Source organism: Pedobacter hiemivivus (assembly GCF_004331685.1).
Lineage (GTDB): Bacteria > Bacteroidota > Bacteroidia > Sphingobacteriales > Sphingobacteriaceae > Pedobacter > Pedobacter hiemivivus.
The window spans coordinates 23,721-40,489 of record NZ_SJSM01000004.1; the positions used below are offsets into that span (position 1 = coordinate 23,721).

The 16,769-nt window shown below is 37.7% G+C and carries 23 protein-coding genes; 9 read left to right on the top strand and 14 right to left on the bottom strand.

Annotated elements, in window-relative coordinates:
* Positions 1 to 10 precede the first annotated feature (10 nt).
* The 3 genes from EZ444_RS08560 to EZ444_RS08570 all read right to left on the bottom strand — a co-directional run bounded on the left by EZ444_RS08560 (position 11) and on the right by EZ444_RS08570 (position 2,254).
* The gene (locus EZ444_RS08560; protein ID WP_131608323.1) at positions 11 to 202 is read right to left on the bottom strand and encodes a hypothetical protein; all 192 of its coding nucleotides are present in this window, start codon (positions 200 to 202) and stop codon (positions 11 to 13) included.
* Entirely contained in the window at positions 195 to 986 is a 792-nt protein-coding gene (locus EZ444_RS08565; protein WP_131608324.1) for a murein L,D-transpeptidase catalytic domain family protein, read from the bottom strand. Before EZ444_RS08565 ends, EZ444_RS08560 begins: the two co-directional genes overlap by 8 nt.
* Positions 987 to 1,177: 191 nt before the next feature.
* Positions 1,178 to 2,254, bottom strand: coding sequence for an aminotransferase class V-fold PLP-dependent enzyme (locus tag EZ444_RS08570; RefSeq protein ID WP_131608325.1), 1,077 nt, complete (start codon positions 2,252 to 2,254; stop codon positions 1,178 to 1,180).
* Positions 2,255 to 2,337: 83 nt separating this feature from the next.
* On the opposite strand from EZ444_RS08570, the gene EZ444_RS08575 reads away from it, so the two are divergent.
* Both EZ444_RS08575 and EZ444_RS08580 read left to right on the top strand, forming a co-directional pair.
* Positions 2,338 to 3,183 (top strand): class I SAM-dependent methyltransferase, encoded by an 846-nt coding sequence (locus EZ444_RS08575; protein ID WP_131608326.1) that lies wholly within the window; start codon positions 2,338 to 2,340, stop codon positions 3,181 to 3,183.
* An 87-nt stretch (positions 3,184 to 3,270) separates the two neighbouring features.
* Positions 3,271 to 3,579, top strand: a complete 309-nt coding sequence (locus EZ444_RS08580; protein ID WP_131608327.1) for a hypothetical protein — start codon at positions 3,271 to 3,273, stop codon at positions 3,577 to 3,579.
* 68 nt (positions 3,580 to 3,647) lie between these two features.
* On the opposite strand, the gene EZ444_RS08585 is transcribed toward EZ444_RS08580, so the two are convergent.
* The gene (locus EZ444_RS08585; RefSeq protein WP_131608328.1) at positions 3,648 to 4,400 is read right to left on the bottom strand and encodes a LuxR C-terminal-related transcriptional regulator; all 753 of its coding nucleotides are present in this window, start codon (positions 4,398 to 4,400) and stop codon (positions 3,648 to 3,650) included.
* Between the two features lie 163 nt (positions 4,401 to 4,563).
* On the opposite strand from EZ444_RS08585, the gene EZ444_RS08590 reads away from it, so the two are divergent.
* A complete protein-coding gene (locus EZ444_RS08590) occupies positions 4,564 to 4,914 on the top strand; it encodes a hypothetical protein (RefSeq protein ID WP_131608329.1) in 351 nt (116 codons plus the stop codon).
* Between the two features lie 5 nt (positions 4,915 to 4,919).
* On the opposite strand, the gene chrA is transcribed toward EZ444_RS08590, so the two are convergent.
* The 7 genes from chrA to EZ444_RS08625 form a co-directional block, all read right to left on the bottom strand.
* Positions 4,920 to 6,260 (bottom strand): chromate efflux transporter, encoded by a 1,341-nt coding sequence (chrA, locus tag EZ444_RS08595; protein ID WP_225874676.1) that lies wholly within the window; start codon positions 6,258 to 6,260, stop codon positions 4,920 to 4,922.
* An 80-nt stretch (positions 6,261 to 6,340) separates the two neighbouring features.
* Positions 6,341 to 6,907, bottom strand: a complete 567-nt coding sequence (locus EZ444_RS08600; RefSeq protein WP_205945235.1) for a DUF4256 domain-containing protein — start codon at positions 6,905 to 6,907, stop codon at positions 6,341 to 6,343.
* Positions 6,908 to 6,918: 11 nt separating this feature from the next.
* Complete coding sequence (locus tag EZ444_RS08605) at positions 6,919 to 7,302, bottom strand: DoxX family protein (RefSeq protein ID WP_131608330.1); 384 nt, start codon at positions 7,300 to 7,302, stop codon at positions 6,919 to 6,921.
* 6 nt (positions 7,303 to 7,308) lie between these two features.
* Positions 7,309 to 7,776, bottom strand: a complete 468-nt coding sequence (locus EZ444_RS08610; RefSeq protein WP_131608331.1) for an SRPBCC family protein — start codon at positions 7,774 to 7,776, stop codon at positions 7,309 to 7,311.
* Between the two features lie 6 nt (positions 7,777 to 7,782).
* Complete coding sequence (locus EZ444_RS08615; protein WP_131608332.1) at positions 7,783 to 8,106, bottom strand: ArsR/SmtB family transcription factor; 324 nt, start codon at positions 8,104 to 8,106, stop codon at positions 7,783 to 7,785.
* Between the two features lie 85 nt (positions 8,107 to 8,191).
* Entirely contained in the window at positions 8,192 to 9,379 is a 1,188-nt protein-coding gene (gene punC, locus EZ444_RS08620) for a purine nucleoside transporter PunC (protein WP_131608333.1), read from the bottom strand.
* 49 nt (positions 9,380 to 9,428) lie between these two features.
* The gene (locus EZ444_RS08625) at positions 9,429 to 10,313 is read right to left on the bottom strand and encodes a LysR family transcriptional regulator (protein WP_131608334.1); all 885 of its coding nucleotides are present in this window, start codon (positions 10,311 to 10,313) and stop codon (positions 9,429 to 9,431) included.
* A 96-nt stretch (positions 10,314 to 10,409) separates the two neighbouring features.
* Between EZ444_RS08625 and EZ444_RS08630 the strand changes: the two genes are divergently transcribed.
* From EZ444_RS08630 to EZ444_RS08645, 4 genes are all read left to right on the top strand, one after another.
* The gene (locus tag EZ444_RS08630) at positions 10,410 to 11,132 is read left to right on the top strand and encodes a class I SAM-dependent methyltransferase (RefSeq protein WP_131608335.1); all 723 of its coding nucleotides are present in this window, start codon (positions 10,410 to 10,412) and stop codon (positions 11,130 to 11,132) included.
* Between the two features lie 75 nt (positions 11,133 to 11,207).
* On the top strand, positions 11,208 to 11,768 hold the full coding sequence (locus EZ444_RS08635; RefSeq protein WP_131608336.1) for a Crp/Fnr family transcriptional regulator: 561 nt from the start codon (positions 11,208 to 11,210) through the stop codon (positions 11,766 to 11,768).
* A gap of 306 nt (positions 11,769 to 12,074) precedes the next feature.
* Positions 12,075 to 12,419 (top strand): hypothetical protein, encoded by a 345-nt coding sequence (locus tag EZ444_RS08640; RefSeq protein WP_131608337.1) that lies wholly within the window; start codon positions 12,075 to 12,077, stop codon positions 12,417 to 12,419.
* Between the two features lie 6 nt (positions 12,420 to 12,425).
* The gene (locus tag EZ444_RS08645) at positions 12,426 to 12,968 is read left to right on the top strand and encodes a GNAT family N-acetyltransferase (protein WP_131608338.1); all 543 of its coding nucleotides are present in this window, start codon (positions 12,426 to 12,428) and stop codon (positions 12,966 to 12,968) included.
* 7 nt (positions 12,969 to 12,975) lie between these two features.
* Here EZ444_RS08645 and EZ444_RS08650 read toward each other — a convergent pair whose 3' ends face one another.
* The 3 genes from EZ444_RS08650 to EZ444_RS08660 all read right to left on the bottom strand — a co-directional run bounded on the left by EZ444_RS08650 (position 12,976) and on the right by EZ444_RS08660 (position 15,293).
* A complete protein-coding gene (locus EZ444_RS08650; protein ID WP_131608339.1) occupies positions 12,976 to 13,422 on the bottom strand; it encodes a hypothetical protein in 447 nt (148 codons plus the stop codon).
* 75 nt (positions 13,423 to 13,497) lie between these two features.
* Complete coding sequence (locus tag EZ444_RS08655; RefSeq protein WP_131608340.1) at positions 13,498 to 14,232, bottom strand: LytR/AlgR family response regulator transcription factor; 735 nt, start codon at positions 14,230 to 14,232, stop codon at positions 13,498 to 13,500.
* A complete protein-coding gene (locus tag EZ444_RS08660; protein WP_131608341.1) occupies positions 14,229 to 15,293 on the bottom strand; it encodes a sensor histidine kinase in 1,065 nt (354 codons plus the stop codon). Before EZ444_RS08660 ends, EZ444_RS08655 begins: the two co-directional genes overlap by 4 nt.
* Positions 15,294 to 15,496: 203 nt before the next feature.
* Here EZ444_RS08660 and EZ444_RS08665 point away from each other — a divergent pair, with 203 nt between their 5' ends.
* Together EZ444_RS08665 and EZ444_RS08670 are read left to right on the top strand one after the other, a co-directional pair.
* Complete coding sequence (locus tag EZ444_RS08665; RefSeq protein ID WP_131608342.1) at positions 15,497 to 16,519, top strand: hypothetical protein; 1,023 nt, start codon at positions 15,497 to 15,499, stop codon at positions 16,517 to 16,519.
* A gap of 21 nt (positions 16,520 to 16,540) precedes the next feature.
* Positions 16,541 to 16,765: a hypothetical protein gene (locus EZ444_RS08670; protein ID WP_131608343.1), complete on the top strand. Its 225-nt coding sequence runs from the start codon at positions 16,541 to 16,543 to the stop codon at positions 16,763 to 16,765.
* Positions 16,766 to 16,769 lie beyond the last annotated feature (4 nt).

Consider the following 16,769-nt stretch of genomic DNA (forward strand, 5'->3'; position numbering starts at 1 on the left):
ATCGCATACCTTATTCAAGAGGTATGCGGTTTGCATTAGCTTCGAGCCACATATCAAAGGATTGCAATTCCGGATTTAACACTTTGGAATATTTCACATCACGCACACCATTACACACTTCATCAAAATCGCGATAAAACTGGAACATATTCCCTAAATCATCAGCCCCAGGAAAACCTAAACCCCGATATTGATCATACATTATCCTCGCTCCCCGCCCAAGGTTTTAAGGTACTCATCATTGTTTCATCAAGGTATTTTGAATTAAAATGTTCCTCACTAGAATTAATAAACAAAACTGTTCCACCCCCAATGTTATCGATTACTTTATTAACTACTGATTGTGGTACTGCCGGGCATCCTTGGCTTCTACCTAATCTACCTAAAGCAGAAATAGTTTGCGGGCCAACATAATTTGCCCCATGCACCACTATAGCACGCTTTCGCGCATTAGAATTAAAGCCTTCATCCATTCCATCCAACCTTAAGGAACGACCGTGCTTCCCATTATAAGTTTCTCCGGTTATATAAAAACCCAGACTACTTTTGAGGGATTCGCTCGTATTAGAAAAATCTACCGCTTTATCGCCACCACTAGCCTGTCCATGGGCCACCCAGGTATTCAACAATAAAGTTTTTTTATGAAGGTCTATAATCCACAAACGTTTTTCAGTACTCTTCATGTCAAAGTCCGCGATGGTAACCACAGATTTATCTCCGTCGACTTTTCCTAAATTTTTAAGATTAAAGAAGCCTGTAACTGCCTTTTCAAAAACTTCTAGCTTCAAGCCACTAGCTTCCAAATTAACACTATCGTACAATTTACTAATGTAATTGTTGTACAGCGAGTCACTGTTTACGATTTTACTTGGTTGTATTGTTGTTGTTGGTTGTATTTCCGTCTTTTTCACTGATCTCCAGCTGATTGTAGTCAAAGCCAATATAATAACAATTGGCGTCCACAACCCTAAAATGCATTTTCTCATCCTATAGAGTTACTTAGCTTTAAAAAATAAATATGTTTAAGTAAGAGGTTTATGCAGATGTGGTTTTTTAATTGGTTTAAGGTTTAACTTGGGGCAAATGTAACAATTTTATTTCACGTAACTAGCTATATATTTAACAATTACCTTAAGGTGACTTTAAAGTACACGTTGCTTTCCACAACAAATAAGCACTAATTCTCGTCAATAACCTTCAATAGCAACGCTAGATCTTTTTCATTATTATAAAAATGAAAAGCTACTCTTAAGCCTTCGCCACGTGGTAAAGCCAATATTTTGGCATCATTTATTCTTTTTGTCAACTCGATATTCGTTGAAATGTTGAATATTGTTGAATGTGAAGTTCTTTCCGTTACCGATCTGGAAAGAAGCCCTCTATCCATAAAGGCATTTTTCGCAGTTTCAGCTAATGTGTGTAATCGTTTTTCAATAAAATCTAAGCCAAGCCCTTCTAAAAGCAATATAGATTGTTTCAGCGTGCCAAAGTTTAGTGTGTCTAAATGTCCCGGTTCAAAACAAAGCGATAGTAATTTTCTGTCTTTTAAAAAAGGCTCCTTAGGTAAGGTATAATGCAATCGATCCTGATATAGATATTTATACACCTCTTCCTTAATGAGCACAAATCCATTACCGTAACCAGCAAGCATCCATTTGTAGCCACTGCTGATCAGCACATCTAATCCTGATTCTTGAAAATTAAAATTCTCTGTACCACAAAATTGAGTTCCATCAGCAACAATCAGCATATTCGGATATTCGGCTTTTAATCTTTTTACAAAATTAAGATCGATTTTAATCCCGCTAATGTATTGAACCAAGCTTATGGCCAATACAGATGGTTTAAAGACTTTTATTTTAGCTAATATATTTTGCTCAAGGTCTTCGTTTAGTTCGGCGTATTCACAACTAAACCCTCTACTTTCGACAGGATAATTTACAGAAGGATAATCACTATTGATCAGTAAAAACGTATGATCACTGGACAATCCATCTAAGAAAATATTAAATGCAATAGAAAAATTCTGCACAAGAAAGGTGTTTTCTACCTTACCTTTAAAAAACCGAGATACCTGCTGCCTTACATCCTTTAAAAAGTCAGCTTGCTGTAAGCGAAATTCACTTCCACGTCGCATAAAATCTTCATCATGAGCTCTCCTCCATTCTTGTATGGATTGTGATAAAATACCAGAACTGGCGGTATTGAGGTAGGTATAGCGCTCTAATACTGGGAATTGTGCTGAAATGTCCATATAGCAAATGTAAAAAACTTAAAACTCTTTTCGTTGTTTTTCATGGCGAAGTAAATACTTTCTTCCATTAAAAATCTAAGATCATGAATCAAGAACTCGAAATCATACGTGACCAGCAACAAGAGGTATGGAATAAATTTTCGGCAGGCTGGAAAAAATGGGATACGCTTACCATGGACTTTTTAAAGCCTGTAGGTGATGAAATGATCCGATTACTTAATCCTAAAGGTAATGATATGGTACTCGATATTGCTTCGGGTACTGGCGAACCAGGCTTAACTATTGCATCCATGCTCACAAATGGAAAAGTCACACTCACAGATCTTTCGGCCGACATGCTTGAGATAGCTCGTGAAAATGGAGCAGACAGAGGGATTAAAAACATTGAAACCATTGTTTGTGATGTTTGTGAACTGCCATTTGAAGACCATACATTTGATGTTATAAGTTGTCGATTTGGTTTCATGTTTTTCCCAGATATGCTACTTGCAATTAAGGAAATGGCCCGTGTACTGAAACCTGGGGGAAGAATCGTTACTGCTGTTTGGAATATCCCTGAGAAAAACTTCTGGGTAACGGCCTCCATGGGTGTAATCCGCAAAAATATGGATATACCTGTACCTCCTCCTGAGGCTCCGGGAATGTTTCGCTGTGCCGAAGCGGGCATGATGTCTGATTTATTCAAACAGGCAGGCTTAACAAATATTTCAGAAAAAGAGGTTGCAGGAAAAATGAATTGCGGAACCACGGATACTTACTGGAATCTGATGACTGATGTAGCTGCACCTGTTGTTGCAGCACTTAGTAAAGCGGATCAGGCTACGAAGAACAAAATAAAAGCTGAAGTATATGAAACAATAAATCAAAAGTACGCTGATGGAGATGTTGTTATTGACTCTAGTGCTATTGTAATTTATGCCGAGAAATGACCTTCCAACTCGTATGCAAAATTTAAATATATATAAAAAACTAAAAACTGAACAAGGTGTTTGCAGTACGTACTAAATTAAAATACAATGGAAAAAGTAATGGTTTATTTCGACATGCCTGGTGTTTCAGGAGAACAGTATGATCAAGTCTGGAGAGACTTGCGTGAATCAGGTAATCCAACTCCAAAAGGATTGCTACATCATGCAGCTGCACCAACCCCAAATAGTTGGTTGGTTGTTGATGTTTGGGAATCTGAAGATGATTTTAAAGAGTTTGGCAAAACCTTAATGCCAATTCTCGAAAAGAATGGATTTCCAAAAGGTGATCCGGTAATATTGCCGCTTCACAACATGTATGTTAGTTCAGCACTACATGAATATGAATCAAAAATCTAGTTGAAAGCTTTTAACCCTGCATGTTTGGTAAATTAGAACATGTAGGGTTAAAACCTAAGTTGCTACACCTAAATTACCCCTTGAAGGATACAGTTTTTTATCAGCTGGGCAGTATTTTTAGAATCTGATTTTATCAAAATATTATTGCGGTGTTTCTTTACCGTAAGGGGGCTGATAAATAGCTTTTCACCTATTTCCTCATTATTTAAGCCATTACTAACAAGCTTAATGATATCAATTTCCCTTTTAGAAAACTCCTTTAAATCCTGATCATCTGCCTCCAGGCTTAGATTCATAAATGAAGGTTCGCCATGAAGACCAATAAGTGATACTTTGTAAGTATTAAAATTACTCAGGTGATCAATACGGGTATTGATATTTAATGATTTACCATAGCCCCCCAGATCATCCATAGTTAACATCAATGCCTGGTGATTGAAAAGTACATATTCTCCATTTTTTAAACGTCCTCTGTAGCAGTAACTAATTTTGTACTTCAGCAACTTATTCCGCTCAATTTTTTCCAGGAAAAATTTAGTTAGAAAGGCCTCTGCTTTAATAACAAACGCTATATCCTCTGGATGAATTGCACCCAATAAATCATTAAAGCTGGTCTCTCCAGGTTTAAAGTCATGCATATCGTAAAGCGATGGACTGATGTCGGAAATAGACATGTCAAAAAAGTCTATTACATAAAAAGAAAACGGCCCAGTACTAATAATTGAATTTGTCAGATCACCAAAGGATATTTGATGCGGAGTATTTTCAACTGTTCTATTGGAAAGCCAAACATCATGCAGGCCTTGTATTGCAGGAGTCATAAGATGATTAATTAGATTCAACAAATTAATACAATAATTTGTTAAATTGTAAATAAACAGACAGATAAATTCCAAAACCGAATCTATATATGTATCAATACTATGATTGGTGGTGGCAAATCCGCTGAATCTGCTATATTAGCAGCACCAATCAGAACTAAGAATGAAACATCCTTATAAAACGCAGCTCCTACTGAACCTGAAAGCACATTACCAGGAACAATCATGGCGTACAATTACCTTTTTTGATGGCCGTAGGGATGAAATTCTGTTTGTTTTACCAATAACAGAGGATATCAAGAGCGTCTTTGACAACTTACTAGCAGTGCTAACCACTTTGCCGGAAATTGATCATCCTAGTGAACGAACGGTAATTAGCTTTAGCGATGAAAACGGTAATGGCTATTGCTCCAGACTGATCAATCCAAACACTCAGGATGAAATCAATCTGGCATTAATCGGCTATCGCCCGCAACGAAAAGTAAGACCTGAAGAACTTCAGGAGCTGTCCTAATTATTTTAGACAATATATTGCAACACACCAAAAACCATACTGAGCACTATTAAATAAACGATATTCAAGCGAAATTTAAAGATCAACACCAAAGACACTACTATCCATAATAAGGACATTAAATCTATTCCCGAGAGCGTAAAACCGTGCGGAAACAAAACATCTTTACCCAAATAAAGGGTGAGATTTAAAATCACACCGACAACTGCAGCTGTCACAAAATTCAACACATCGCTGATTATGGCGTTACCTCTTGAACGCTCCAAAACCGGTCCGCCAACAAAAATAAACAGGAAAGAAGGTAAAAAGGTATAAAACGTGGTTGCCAGAAGACCAACGGTCCCCATCCATAAAGAGCAGCTAAAATGATTATAACCAGCCATAAAACCAACATAACAAACCACTATGATCAAAGGGCCCGGTGTGGTCTCTGCCAGGGCAAATCCATCTACCATTTGTGATTTAATTAACCAGTTAAACTTTGAGACACTAAATTGCGCCACATACGGTAAAACAGTATAAGAGCCGCCAATGGTAAAAAGAGCAGTTTGGGTAAAAAACAATATTAGGCCTTTCCAAAAGGAAAAATCACTGCTCAGCAGATAAAACAACAAAAACGGCAATACCCACAAGAGAAAAAAGATTATACTTTGTTTGATTAATAATCTGGTATTGAAATCCTTTCCAAGTCCTTCTGTATTTTTATTAATATAATACCCTTTCTCACTGAGATGCTCATCAGTGTGCTCCGCAGTTTTCTTATAAACAAGACCAGGCCAAAGATATATGAACAATAAAGCAAGCACGATGGTACCCACAATAATGTAGGGCATAGAGATGTTAAAGAAGAAAATACAGGCAAAGGCAATAGCGGCCAATACATAGTGCAAAATGCTGTGAAGTGCTTTGCCACCGACACTCCATACCGCATGAAAAATAATGGCTACAACTGCAGGCTTTAAGCCACTAAATATGGCAGTCATCCAGTCCTGATTTCCAAAAGTCACATAAATTATGCTTAGCCCCAGCAGGATGAACATGGAAGGAAGGATAAAAAATATACCCGCAATTAAACCTCCCCGCTTACCATGAAGCTGCCACCCGATATAAATAGCAAGTTGTTGCGCCTCCGGGCCTGGCAAAAGCATACACAAGCTAAGTGCATGAAAAAACCTGCTACTGCTGATCCATTTCTTCTTTTTAACCAGGAAATCATGCATGATGTTTACATGGCCCAGTGTTCCTCCGAAACTGATCCATCCTAATTTAAACCAAAATTTTAAAGCCTCTTTGAAAGCGGGTTTTGTCAGTGTCTTTTCTTCTTGCATGCGGGATTTCGTGTTCAATAATGCTGCTATTTAAAGCTATAATAGCATACGCGAAAGATACGAAAATCGCTGTTATGAACCTTGGCTTATTTCATTATTTACACCCTTAAAGAGCCCCGGAAAGCCCTTGCTGCATAGTAAGATTCCGCACCATTGTGATACACAAACACTTTTCCGTAGCGATAATCTGCAAAAATGGCACCACCAAGTTTTCTAATGTCAGCAGGTGTTCTCAACCAACTTGAAGTCTTCGTGTCGAACTTTCCAAATTCCTGCAACGCTCTATATTGTTCTTCCGTTAAAAGTTCAATGCCCATGGCAGCGGCGGTATCTATAACGTTATTTGCTGGTTTATGCTCTTTCCTTGATTCCCAGGCTTCGCGGTCGTAACAAAGGCTTCTGCGACCTTTAGGGCTTTCTGCTGAACAATCATAAAAAATGTATTCGCTGGTATTTTCATCATAACCAACAACGTCTGGCTCACCGCCAGTTACTTCCATTTCATCCAACACCCATAATTTTTCAGGCTTAGCTTCGATCTTTGCCTGTACTTTAGCCCATTCCAAGTCTTTATGGCGATTCATGTTTTTATGAAAGCGCGCTTTCAATGTGTTGAGTAGTTCTTCACTTTGTTCTGCTGACAACACTTTACTATTGTTTTTCATATCGTTTATAATTATAGGTTAACTGAAATGGTTTTTCTATCCTCTGGTCTAAAATACCAAGATACAACAGTCAAGACAAGTAATAATACCGGTCCAAAAAAATCTTTAGCACCACCTCCACTGGCCAGGTGAGAAAAAACGGCTCCCGACATCGCAAAAAAGAATCCCGCATACGCCCATTCCTTTAATAAAGGGAATTTAGGAATAAGCACTGCAATCACGCCTAAAATTTTCCAAATCGCTATCATCGTCATAAAATAAAGTGGGTAGCCTAACTGTGTAAATAGTGCTACTTCCTCTTTCATTTTTAATAACTGAACTATTCCAGTTGACACCATGCCTAACGAAAGCCAGAGTGTAGCAATCCAATAGATGATTTTGTTTCTCTTTGTCATAACGTGTTATTTTAATTTGTTTACAATTTCCTGCAATCTGTTATGTGCCATATTTATACCTTGTGCAAAAGGTAGTTTTAGCATTTGATCCCTGAGGGCAACTGATCTATATATCGTATGTATATTGAGTTTGCTAGTGTTCTCGGTAAGGCGTTCAAATTCCAGGAACTCGAGTTGAACGTCAAAAGGCGCATTCTCCATTTCAAATGTTCGTGTGATTTTCCGATTCGGAACAAACTCATGGATCACTCCATTGGCACGAAACGTTACATTTCCTTGTGCATCATTTGTTTCAAATTGCCAGCCACCATGTTGCTTATTCTCAAGCTTCAGCACTTTAGTCCCCATCCATTGCTCAACAATATCTGGCTCCGCATACGCTTTAAAAAGCAACTCCAATGGCAAATCAAATTCTCTGGTAATCAATAAGTCTTGTCTACCTTCTTCTGCATTGATTTTTGTTTTCCTTTCCATATGATTCTATTTTTCAGATTTGTAATTTTTCATGATGGCTTCTAATTTATTAAATCGATCATCCCACATATTGCGGAATGGCTCAATAAAGTCGGCTACTTCTTTCATCTTTTTTGCATTAATTTCATAGTAAACCTCTCTCCCATTTTGCGCTTGATTCAACAATTCACACTCGGTAAGTATTTGCAAGTGCTTTGAAACGGTCGGTCTTGCGGTATCAAAATTTGAGGCTATAGCGCCTGCTGTCAAAGATTGTGTAGCTACCAACATCAGTATAGCTCTTCTTGTTGGATCTGCTATGGCTTGAAATACATCTCGTCTTAAATTCATTATGTAGCTATTTGACTACAAATATATGTGTAGCTATTTAACTACGCAAATATTTTTAAAAAAAAATGCGAGAACCATATGGATACTAGAGACTTAACCTATGTCCTAAATAAACAAAAGGAATTGTGCCGGCCATCACAATTGTAGTGATCAACAAAGCGTCTTTAGAAAACAACGAAACAATTGCACTTGCTAAAAAGCAAATCCCTAGCTGAATTGTGTTTTGCATAGCAGCTGCCTTTCCAGAATTATGTGGGAATGGTTTTAATGCGGCTGCTACAACTATAGGGTAACATGCTCCATTAACTAAAGCCATTAAACAAAAGGGTATCAATAGTATAGTTAATGTTGGCTTAATTGAAATGGTAATTAAATAAAGTGATGCACAACTTATCGAGTATAAGATTAGCAATGTAGGAAGTAGTTTTTTCCCTTCTATTTTAGTTGACAGACTTCTGTATCCATATCCACCGATCAAAAATGCAATGGTTTGTGGGAAAAAACTAAATCCTATTTCACTTTCATTGTATCCAAGCTCTTTCAAAAAGAAAGGACAACCAGTAAGCCATGCAAAAAAGGCTGCTGAGCAGAGAGCATAGATCAATACATTTCCTACGTAACCTTTAGATCTTAACAGTGATAAATAAGTTCTTTCTTCCGTTGAATTAACCGGTTTAGCCGTATGGCTATCTCCTATTTTCTCCTCTTTTATGGTTAAGGTGTAGAGGATTAATAATATTGAAATTAAAGCCAGTGCTATAAATATAGATCTCCATCCAAAATAATTTAGCAAGGAAGCGCCCATTACCGGTGCTAATGCCGGAGATAGCGCCACTAAAGGCATAATTGAGGCGAATATCTTATTTGTTTCTTCTGATGGATATTTTTCGATAACTAAGGCTTGCCAGCATACAGCAGCTGCACAAACACCAATCGCTTGTACTAACCTTAACAGCAATAACACATTTACGCTTTCTGTAAAGAAAATACCTACTGAGGCTATCGTAAAAATGCTCAATCCTATTAGTACTGTTTTGGGTTTACCCGCTTTATCAGATATTGGACCCCATATCAATTGTGCAATGGCATATCCAGCTAAAAATAAACTCATTGTAGCACCTATACTGCTTTTAGTGGAGCCCAAATCCACACGCATTTTGTCAAATGCAGGTAGGTACATGTCGGTGGCTAGTAAACCTATAATGCTTAGTCCGACTAAGTAGATAAAAAATAGAAAACTGTTCTTTTTCTTTAAGATAATCTCGTTATTCATGGTGCTGCAAAGATAATATAAAAGAGAAAACCCGGTCTTTGCAATCAAATTACTCGCGGGTATTGCTGTAATTGTCAATAAACCATTTCAATGCAGGGTTTCTATTGGTATGCTTGTAAGCTACCACTACTTCGGTATTTACGGGGATATCTTTTAATTCGACAAAGGATACTTTTAAGTGCTCATACTGTCTTTTAAGGGATAATGGCAGTATCGATACACCAAGCCCCGCCTCTACTAACTGTAATATAGAATGTACATTATTAGCCTCATGTGTAATGTCAGGACTAAACTGCATGCGTTTGCAAATTTCAATCAGCTTGTTGTTATAATGAGGTGCAAATTCTTTATTGAAAAATATAAATGGACTCTTTTTTAAAAAGTCGGCCAGTTCTTTATTGCTATTAAATTTTTGTGCTGAAAGCGGGATGACAACAATGAAAGGATCAAAAAATAGGGTCTTAACGATTAGCTTTTCGGAAAGAATCGGCGCCCTTAAAATACCTACATCTAACTTTCCTTGCTCTAATGCCGCTATCTGGGTGATCGTCGGCATTTCAAATAATCCAGTTTTTATATATGGAAATTCCTGGCGCATCGCTTTTAAAATCTCTGCCAGGTCAGATTGATAAACCGAACTGATGTAACCAATCTTTAATTCGCCGCTCGCACTTAAATGAATTTGACGAACTATACTTTTACTTTCTTCCAATTTGGCAAAAATCGCGTCAACCTCGTTTTTGAAATATTTTCCAGCGTCAGTTAAGGTAACCTGTTTGTTGTTGCGTGTAAATAATTGCACTTCTAATTCCTGTTCCAGCTCTTTAATTTGGCGACTTAAGGGCGGCTGTGAAATAAAGAGTTTTGTTGCAGCTTTTGTAAAATGTAATTCTTCTGCAACGGTTTTAAAATATAAAAGATGTCTAAGCTCCATATCTTTAATACCTATTAAGTATCGTCAGTTGATAAAATTGATATTTTTCAAATATGGTAAAAGCGGTTAGTTTTGACAAACGAAAAATGATAAAATATGAAAACAGAATATTCACAAAAGGCGACTAACGATGAGATTAAGTCGCGGTTCGATAATGATGTGGAACGCTTTTCAAATCTTGAATCCGGGCAACAAACCACCGTTGACGCCCCATTAACTATGGAATTATGCACTGAGGCCGCAAAATATATCACTCCACAGGCGAAAGAGTTGCTAGATATAGGTTGCGGCGCGGGTAATTACACTTTGAAAATGCTGAGCAAGATTCCCGAATTAAATTGTACGCTGAATGATTTGAGTATGCCAATGCTTAGCAAAGCTAAAGAAAGGGTGTCTGCAAACACCAAGGGTACGGTGACGACCATACATGACGATATGCGTAACCTTGATCTACCAAATAACCATTTTGATATTGTGTTGGCTGCTGCCACATTCCACCATTTACGTACCGATCAGGACTGGGAACTTGTTTTTACCAAGATATACAATGCACTTAAACCGGGTGGTAGTATTTGGATTTCTGACTTAATTACGCATGACTCAGCGCTGATTAATAAGCTATTTCAAGATAAATACAGGGCATATCTTGAAACGCTTGGTGGTCCGGAATATGCGCAAAAAGTATTTGATTATATTGACTATGAGGACACACCACGTTCTTTAGGCTACCAGCTTAATTTGTTAAGTAAAATAGGATTTAAGGATGTTGAAGTACTCCATAAAAACGCTTGTTTCGCCGCTTTTGGTGGCTTAAAGTAACAATTGGGTAGGAAACTGATTAAATTACTTACTTTTGAATGCTACATAACAGCATTCTGCAAGTCATTTCAAAGTATGAACATCAGTCAAATTTTAAACAAAATTTATCCGCTTCCTTCTGAGACAATAACCGAGATCACTAAATACATCAAGGAAGTTAAATTTGAAAAGGGACATATCCTATTAAGGGCTGACAAAATAGAGAGACATCTATATTTTATAAAAAAAGGTGTGGTAAGAGCTTTTGCCGCTCAGGAAGAAAATGACATCACATTTTGGTTTGGTGAAGAAGGTGAAACTGTCCTTTCCATGAAGAGTTATGTAGAGAATCAGAAATCGTACGAAAATATTGAACTTCTGGAAAATTGCGAACTGTACGAGTTAAACATTGACCACCTGCGGGAGCTTTTTAACAAGGACATACATATCGCCAATTGGGGTAGAAAATTAGCGGAGAAAGAGCTCTTAAAGCTTGAAAAGAGAATTATCTTAAGAGAATTGCAATCTGCAAAAGAGCGTTATGATGAGTTGTTAAAAAGTACCCCTAGCCTTCTGCAACGCGTTCAACTGAAGTTTATCGCTTCCTATTTAGGAATTACGCCAGTAAGTTTAAGTCGTATCCGCAAAGAAAAATGATTATAGTAAATTAAATGGTAGGTAGGTTCTTATTGAAACCGAATTACATGGATTGTATTTTCGCTGGTTTAACACAGACTCTAGTCAAAGATAATTTAATTCACCATGTATTAACTGGAATTAACCGGATACTGGACGGACACGGCCGTCTAGTGTCCGATCAATGTCCGTTCATTAGCCGCTTATAAGCCGTTTATATAGAGTTAACTATAAGGCAACTTTCAAACAACAGCAAAATGATAAATAACAAGCTCCAAATCCAATCATTTTTTCTATTTTCGGCGCTTAGATACGATTACAAAACACATGAAACTTCTTTTTACCTGTCTTTATTACCTGGAAAATCCTGAGCAATCTATATTGGAGATCAAAAGAACAGATCTTGCTGAAGATGCTGATATCTCAGAAATATTCCGTTGGCTCATCCTGGATAAAAAATCAGCACAAATTCAGTCCTTGACTTTCCGTTCCATGGACTCTTCAGGTGAAGTGCAGGAACGTTTCTTTGAACAGGGTTACCTGAAATTCAATGAACAGAGTGCCACTTATATTGAAAAATTCAATTCGGCGCAACATCAGCTGGATAACCTTAGCCCAGCAAGCCTATCCACACAAATACAAGATATCGTAACAGCTTATCTCCTTTCTTAGAACCTGATGCTGAAACCGATATTCCTTGAAAACGACACCCTACTGATCCACCCCTTCCGTCCTGAAGATTTAGGAAGATTCGAGGACCTCAGCAGCGATATCTTTTCCATTCTGTCGGACGATCAAACCTTGAAGTTTATTCCAGGCAAGCGGCTGAACAGTTTACAGGAAGCGGAATTGTTTTTACAGACCATGGTTATGAATTATCATTCGGGTCACAATTACATTCACTTCATTACGCATAAACAACTAGACAAAGTAATTGGTATCATTGATCTGATCTCTCCGGAGGTAGCCAGGCAACATTATCAAATGGATCACTATCCTTTTTTTATTGAATTTTACTTGAGTGGCTTTGCTAGTGGCTGCTATATCATGACTGAAATCCTACCGCAATTGATTGACAACCTATCTGACCAAGGGATTTCTAAAATCGGAGCAGTAGTCAACCGAAAAAACATTGCAGCAAGGAAGGTGCTTGAAAAGGCTAACTTCAGGTACAAGGCCAGGTTTGATATGCTACAGGACCTGTACGAAACTACAAACTAGTCCTTTATCAGTTTTTACCTTTAACAATCACCCCACCAATTGGAGTACCAGGGTTTGCTACTTTCGTTTCAGTTTTATGAAGAGGGTTATTTTGCTCAGCACCACTCCCTTGATACAAAGGATTTTCGGTCTTTATCGCTGCTGAAGAACCAGCTGCATGCAGCCCTTGATTTACTTTTTCGCCAAAGGTTGTACCCTGAGTTTGTTTAGCACTGCTTATTACTGAAGCTCCGGGGACTGTGCCGCCCAGTACAGCTGTCTTTTGTGGCAATATTGAACCAGTACTTGTCTTAGGTGTATCGGATGGTAGTACAACTTTACCTGTGGCTGCATAAGATGCCGCTGCAGCACCACCTCCAGTTCCTTTCAGTGTGCCTACATTGGAAACTTTTGCTTGTCCAAAAGCGATTGAACCGATAAATGATAGGGCGAAGATTAAAGTGAAAGTTTTCATGATATTCCGTTTTAAAAGATTAAATACTGTTTAGTTATTGGTATATCAAGAATTGGATAGAATTGTTACCCCCACCTACTCATTGTGGTCATCCGGGGAGACTGCCCCGCCTGAATAGATGGCAAAGAATTCCTTTTTGTAAACCTCACCAATGGGAAGTTCATTTTCCCCCAGATAAATAGTATGGTGATCAAAAGACTCGATATAATTTTTATTTACTATGTAGGATTTACTTACCCGCAAAAACGTATCCCCTGGAATTTTTTGATGAAAGGTTTTTAAATTCATTGCAGTAATCAACTTCTGATTACTTGTATGGATTACTACATAATCTTTCAAACCTTCAACAAACCTGATATCAACAAATTTGATTCGGTGAAACCTTCTGTCAGATTTAATCAACAGAAAATCTGCAGTACTACCTTCAACGGTATTCTTTTCAGGACTATCCGATAACAATCCCTGATATGCCTCTGCCTTTCTTATGGCATTGCTTAGCCTCGATTTATCTATTGGTTTGAGCAGATAGTCAATAGCATCCAATTCATAGCTTTTTAAAGCATACTGCGGGTAAGCTGTCGTGAAGATGACCATTGTCGATCCTGGCAATTGCGTAGCAAACTCAAGTCCGGTTACCATCGGCATTTCAATATCCATAAAAATCAGATCGATCTGATTTAATCTCAAGAAGTCAAGCGCCATTCGGGCATTGGAAAAATCCCCCAATATTTCAGTATTGGATACCTCCTTTATCAAGGCCTTCATTTCGGCTCTGGCCAGGGGTTCGTCATCTACAATGATACAGTTCATAAGGGTAAAATTAAGGTAACGGTAAACTGGTTTTCTGTGGAATTCACAGTCAAAGAATAATTCTCTTGGTACAATAACTCAAGCCTACGTTTAATGTTCAACAGTCCTAACCCACTGTTTTTTTGATCTGATAAAATAAAATGAGGATCTTTTGAGTTCGTACAAGAGAAATGAAGCTGATTTCCAAAAAGTACTATTTTGATACCAATATGAGATTGATTGCCACTGATATCCACACTATGTTTGACCGCGTTTTCTACAAAAGTGGTAAATAAGTTAGGGGGCACAAAAATACCATTCAGTAATCCTGGTGTATCTGGGGTACTAACGTCAATAAGGAGATGATCTCTCCTAAGCATTTCAAGGTTAAGGAAGTTCGATAAAAAAGTGATTTCAGAGTTCAATAATGTTTGCTCTTCATTGTTCTCGTAAATCTGGTAACGTAGAAATTCAGACAGTTTCATAATCACAAGATTAGCTTTATCAGGATCGGTTCGTATCAGTGCTTTTATGCCGTTCAACATATTAAAGAGGAAGTGCGGATTGATCTGGTTTTTTAACTCATTGAGTTCCATCCTTAGGGTAATATTCTTCAACTCGGCAATTCGGTCATTATCTCTGGTCCAACGTTGAAATAATTTAATCATGGTGGTAATCAGAACAATCGACACCGTTATAAAAAAGCCCTCAAAAAAGCCCCTATAGTTAACAGCCTGCGGAATCTCACCTGAAATCAGATAGGCATGAAACAAAGCAGCCATGAAAGTCAGACTAAGGAATACCAAAAGCGAAAGAAGAACCAGATACAATAAATGTCTACCCCTAAAGAAGAAAACGGGAACCAAAAAGTACATATTGATATAGCATATTGTGATCAACACTCCGTAGACACAGAACAATCTATAATACTTTAAAGGTTCGGGATATCCAACCTGCCAATTGGAATAAGAGATTACAACCAGGCTTGCCACTAAAAATACAACATGACGTAAGATCCTGTACCGATCATCAATAATAAACTGCAGGAGATTTGTATTCTTCAGTTCAAGCTCTGGTTTCATTTCAATTTTTTATGGTTAGCAAAGATAGCACTATGCCAAAGCCTCATTAGCAAAATTATACCAAACAAACCCTTTATTATACCAAATTCAGGATATGTCAATTTTAGTATAATAACTAAGCGCTTTGGTATAAAAACAAAAATACGCATTCACATTATACATTTCTTTGCATTCAATTCACCATCAGAATCTTAATAGAACACATGAATAGGATAAAAAGTACAATGACGGTATTCGGCATGCTGATCATATCAGCAAAGTGCTTCTCTCAGGTTACAGATAGTATCCCGAAGAAGGCAGAAGATAGTTTGAGTATACGAAAACGAGTAGTTGCATTTGCTGCTGAGAAGTTTGCCATAGCCCGGCCCTTAAATTTCGAGTTCAGTAATACTGCCCCGTATCATTACAAGTCAAAAAAGCAAGATAATATCTCCCCAGGCGGCGAAGTAACCAGCTTTCAGCAGGTGAAATTGAGCGCCAACATCAATTTGATTAAAAAAAAGACATGGCTCTTGAGTACTACTATGGGCTACAGATTCACTTCGGTGGCAACAGATGTTACTAAAACTGGCACAACAGATCAGATCACCATGGATAATGATTTTTATTACCTGTTTTCATCTCTGAACCTGAGCTATTTTTCCTCTTTATTCGGAAAGCGGGTAATTTATAACTCGAGTGTCGTGGTAGATGGCAGTGATAAACATTTCGAAAGGGTAAAAGGCTTGTTTGCCGGCGTAATGGTATTAAAAGCCAATCAAAAGACCAAGATGACAGCAGGATTCATGGTTAACATTGATCCGGGTGCAGTAACTCCATTCATCCCTATATTCTCTTATGAACATAAATTCAATAATGGCTTAATCGCTGATATTTTCCTCCCCCGAAGCATACAGCTAAGAAAGTTTGTTTTTAACAGCGGCAGAATTTCATTGGGCACTGAATTGGATGGAACCTCATTTTACCTATACAATTTAGACGGTACTTCTCAAAAATATGAATACAGGCAACTGGATATCAATTCAGGACTGACCTATGAACATGTAATTGCAAAACACTTTATGCTTACGGCAAAAAGTGGGGTAAAAGTTACACCTACGGGTAGGATATTTAAAAAAGAGGAGACATTTCAGAAGCCTGTTTATCAAGTAACTCCTGATCCGGCATTTTACTTCAATATAGGCATCTCGTTTAATCCTTTTTCTTTACTGGGGAAGAAGAATTAGCGCATATCAAAACCAATAAGCATGGTAGCAATTTTCAAAACAAATGTCAAACACCCAGCAGCTGCAATGAACGTCATAACCGAGCTGTTGTTTAGATATCCAGCATTCAAGATCTCTATCGACCTGGAGGATGTAGACAAAATACTCAGAGTTGAAGGGAATTTTTTCCATGAAGAAGATATTATCTTTTCCCTTTTGAACAATGGTTATATCTGCATCCACCTCCCCCATGACATCAATAATTGATCAA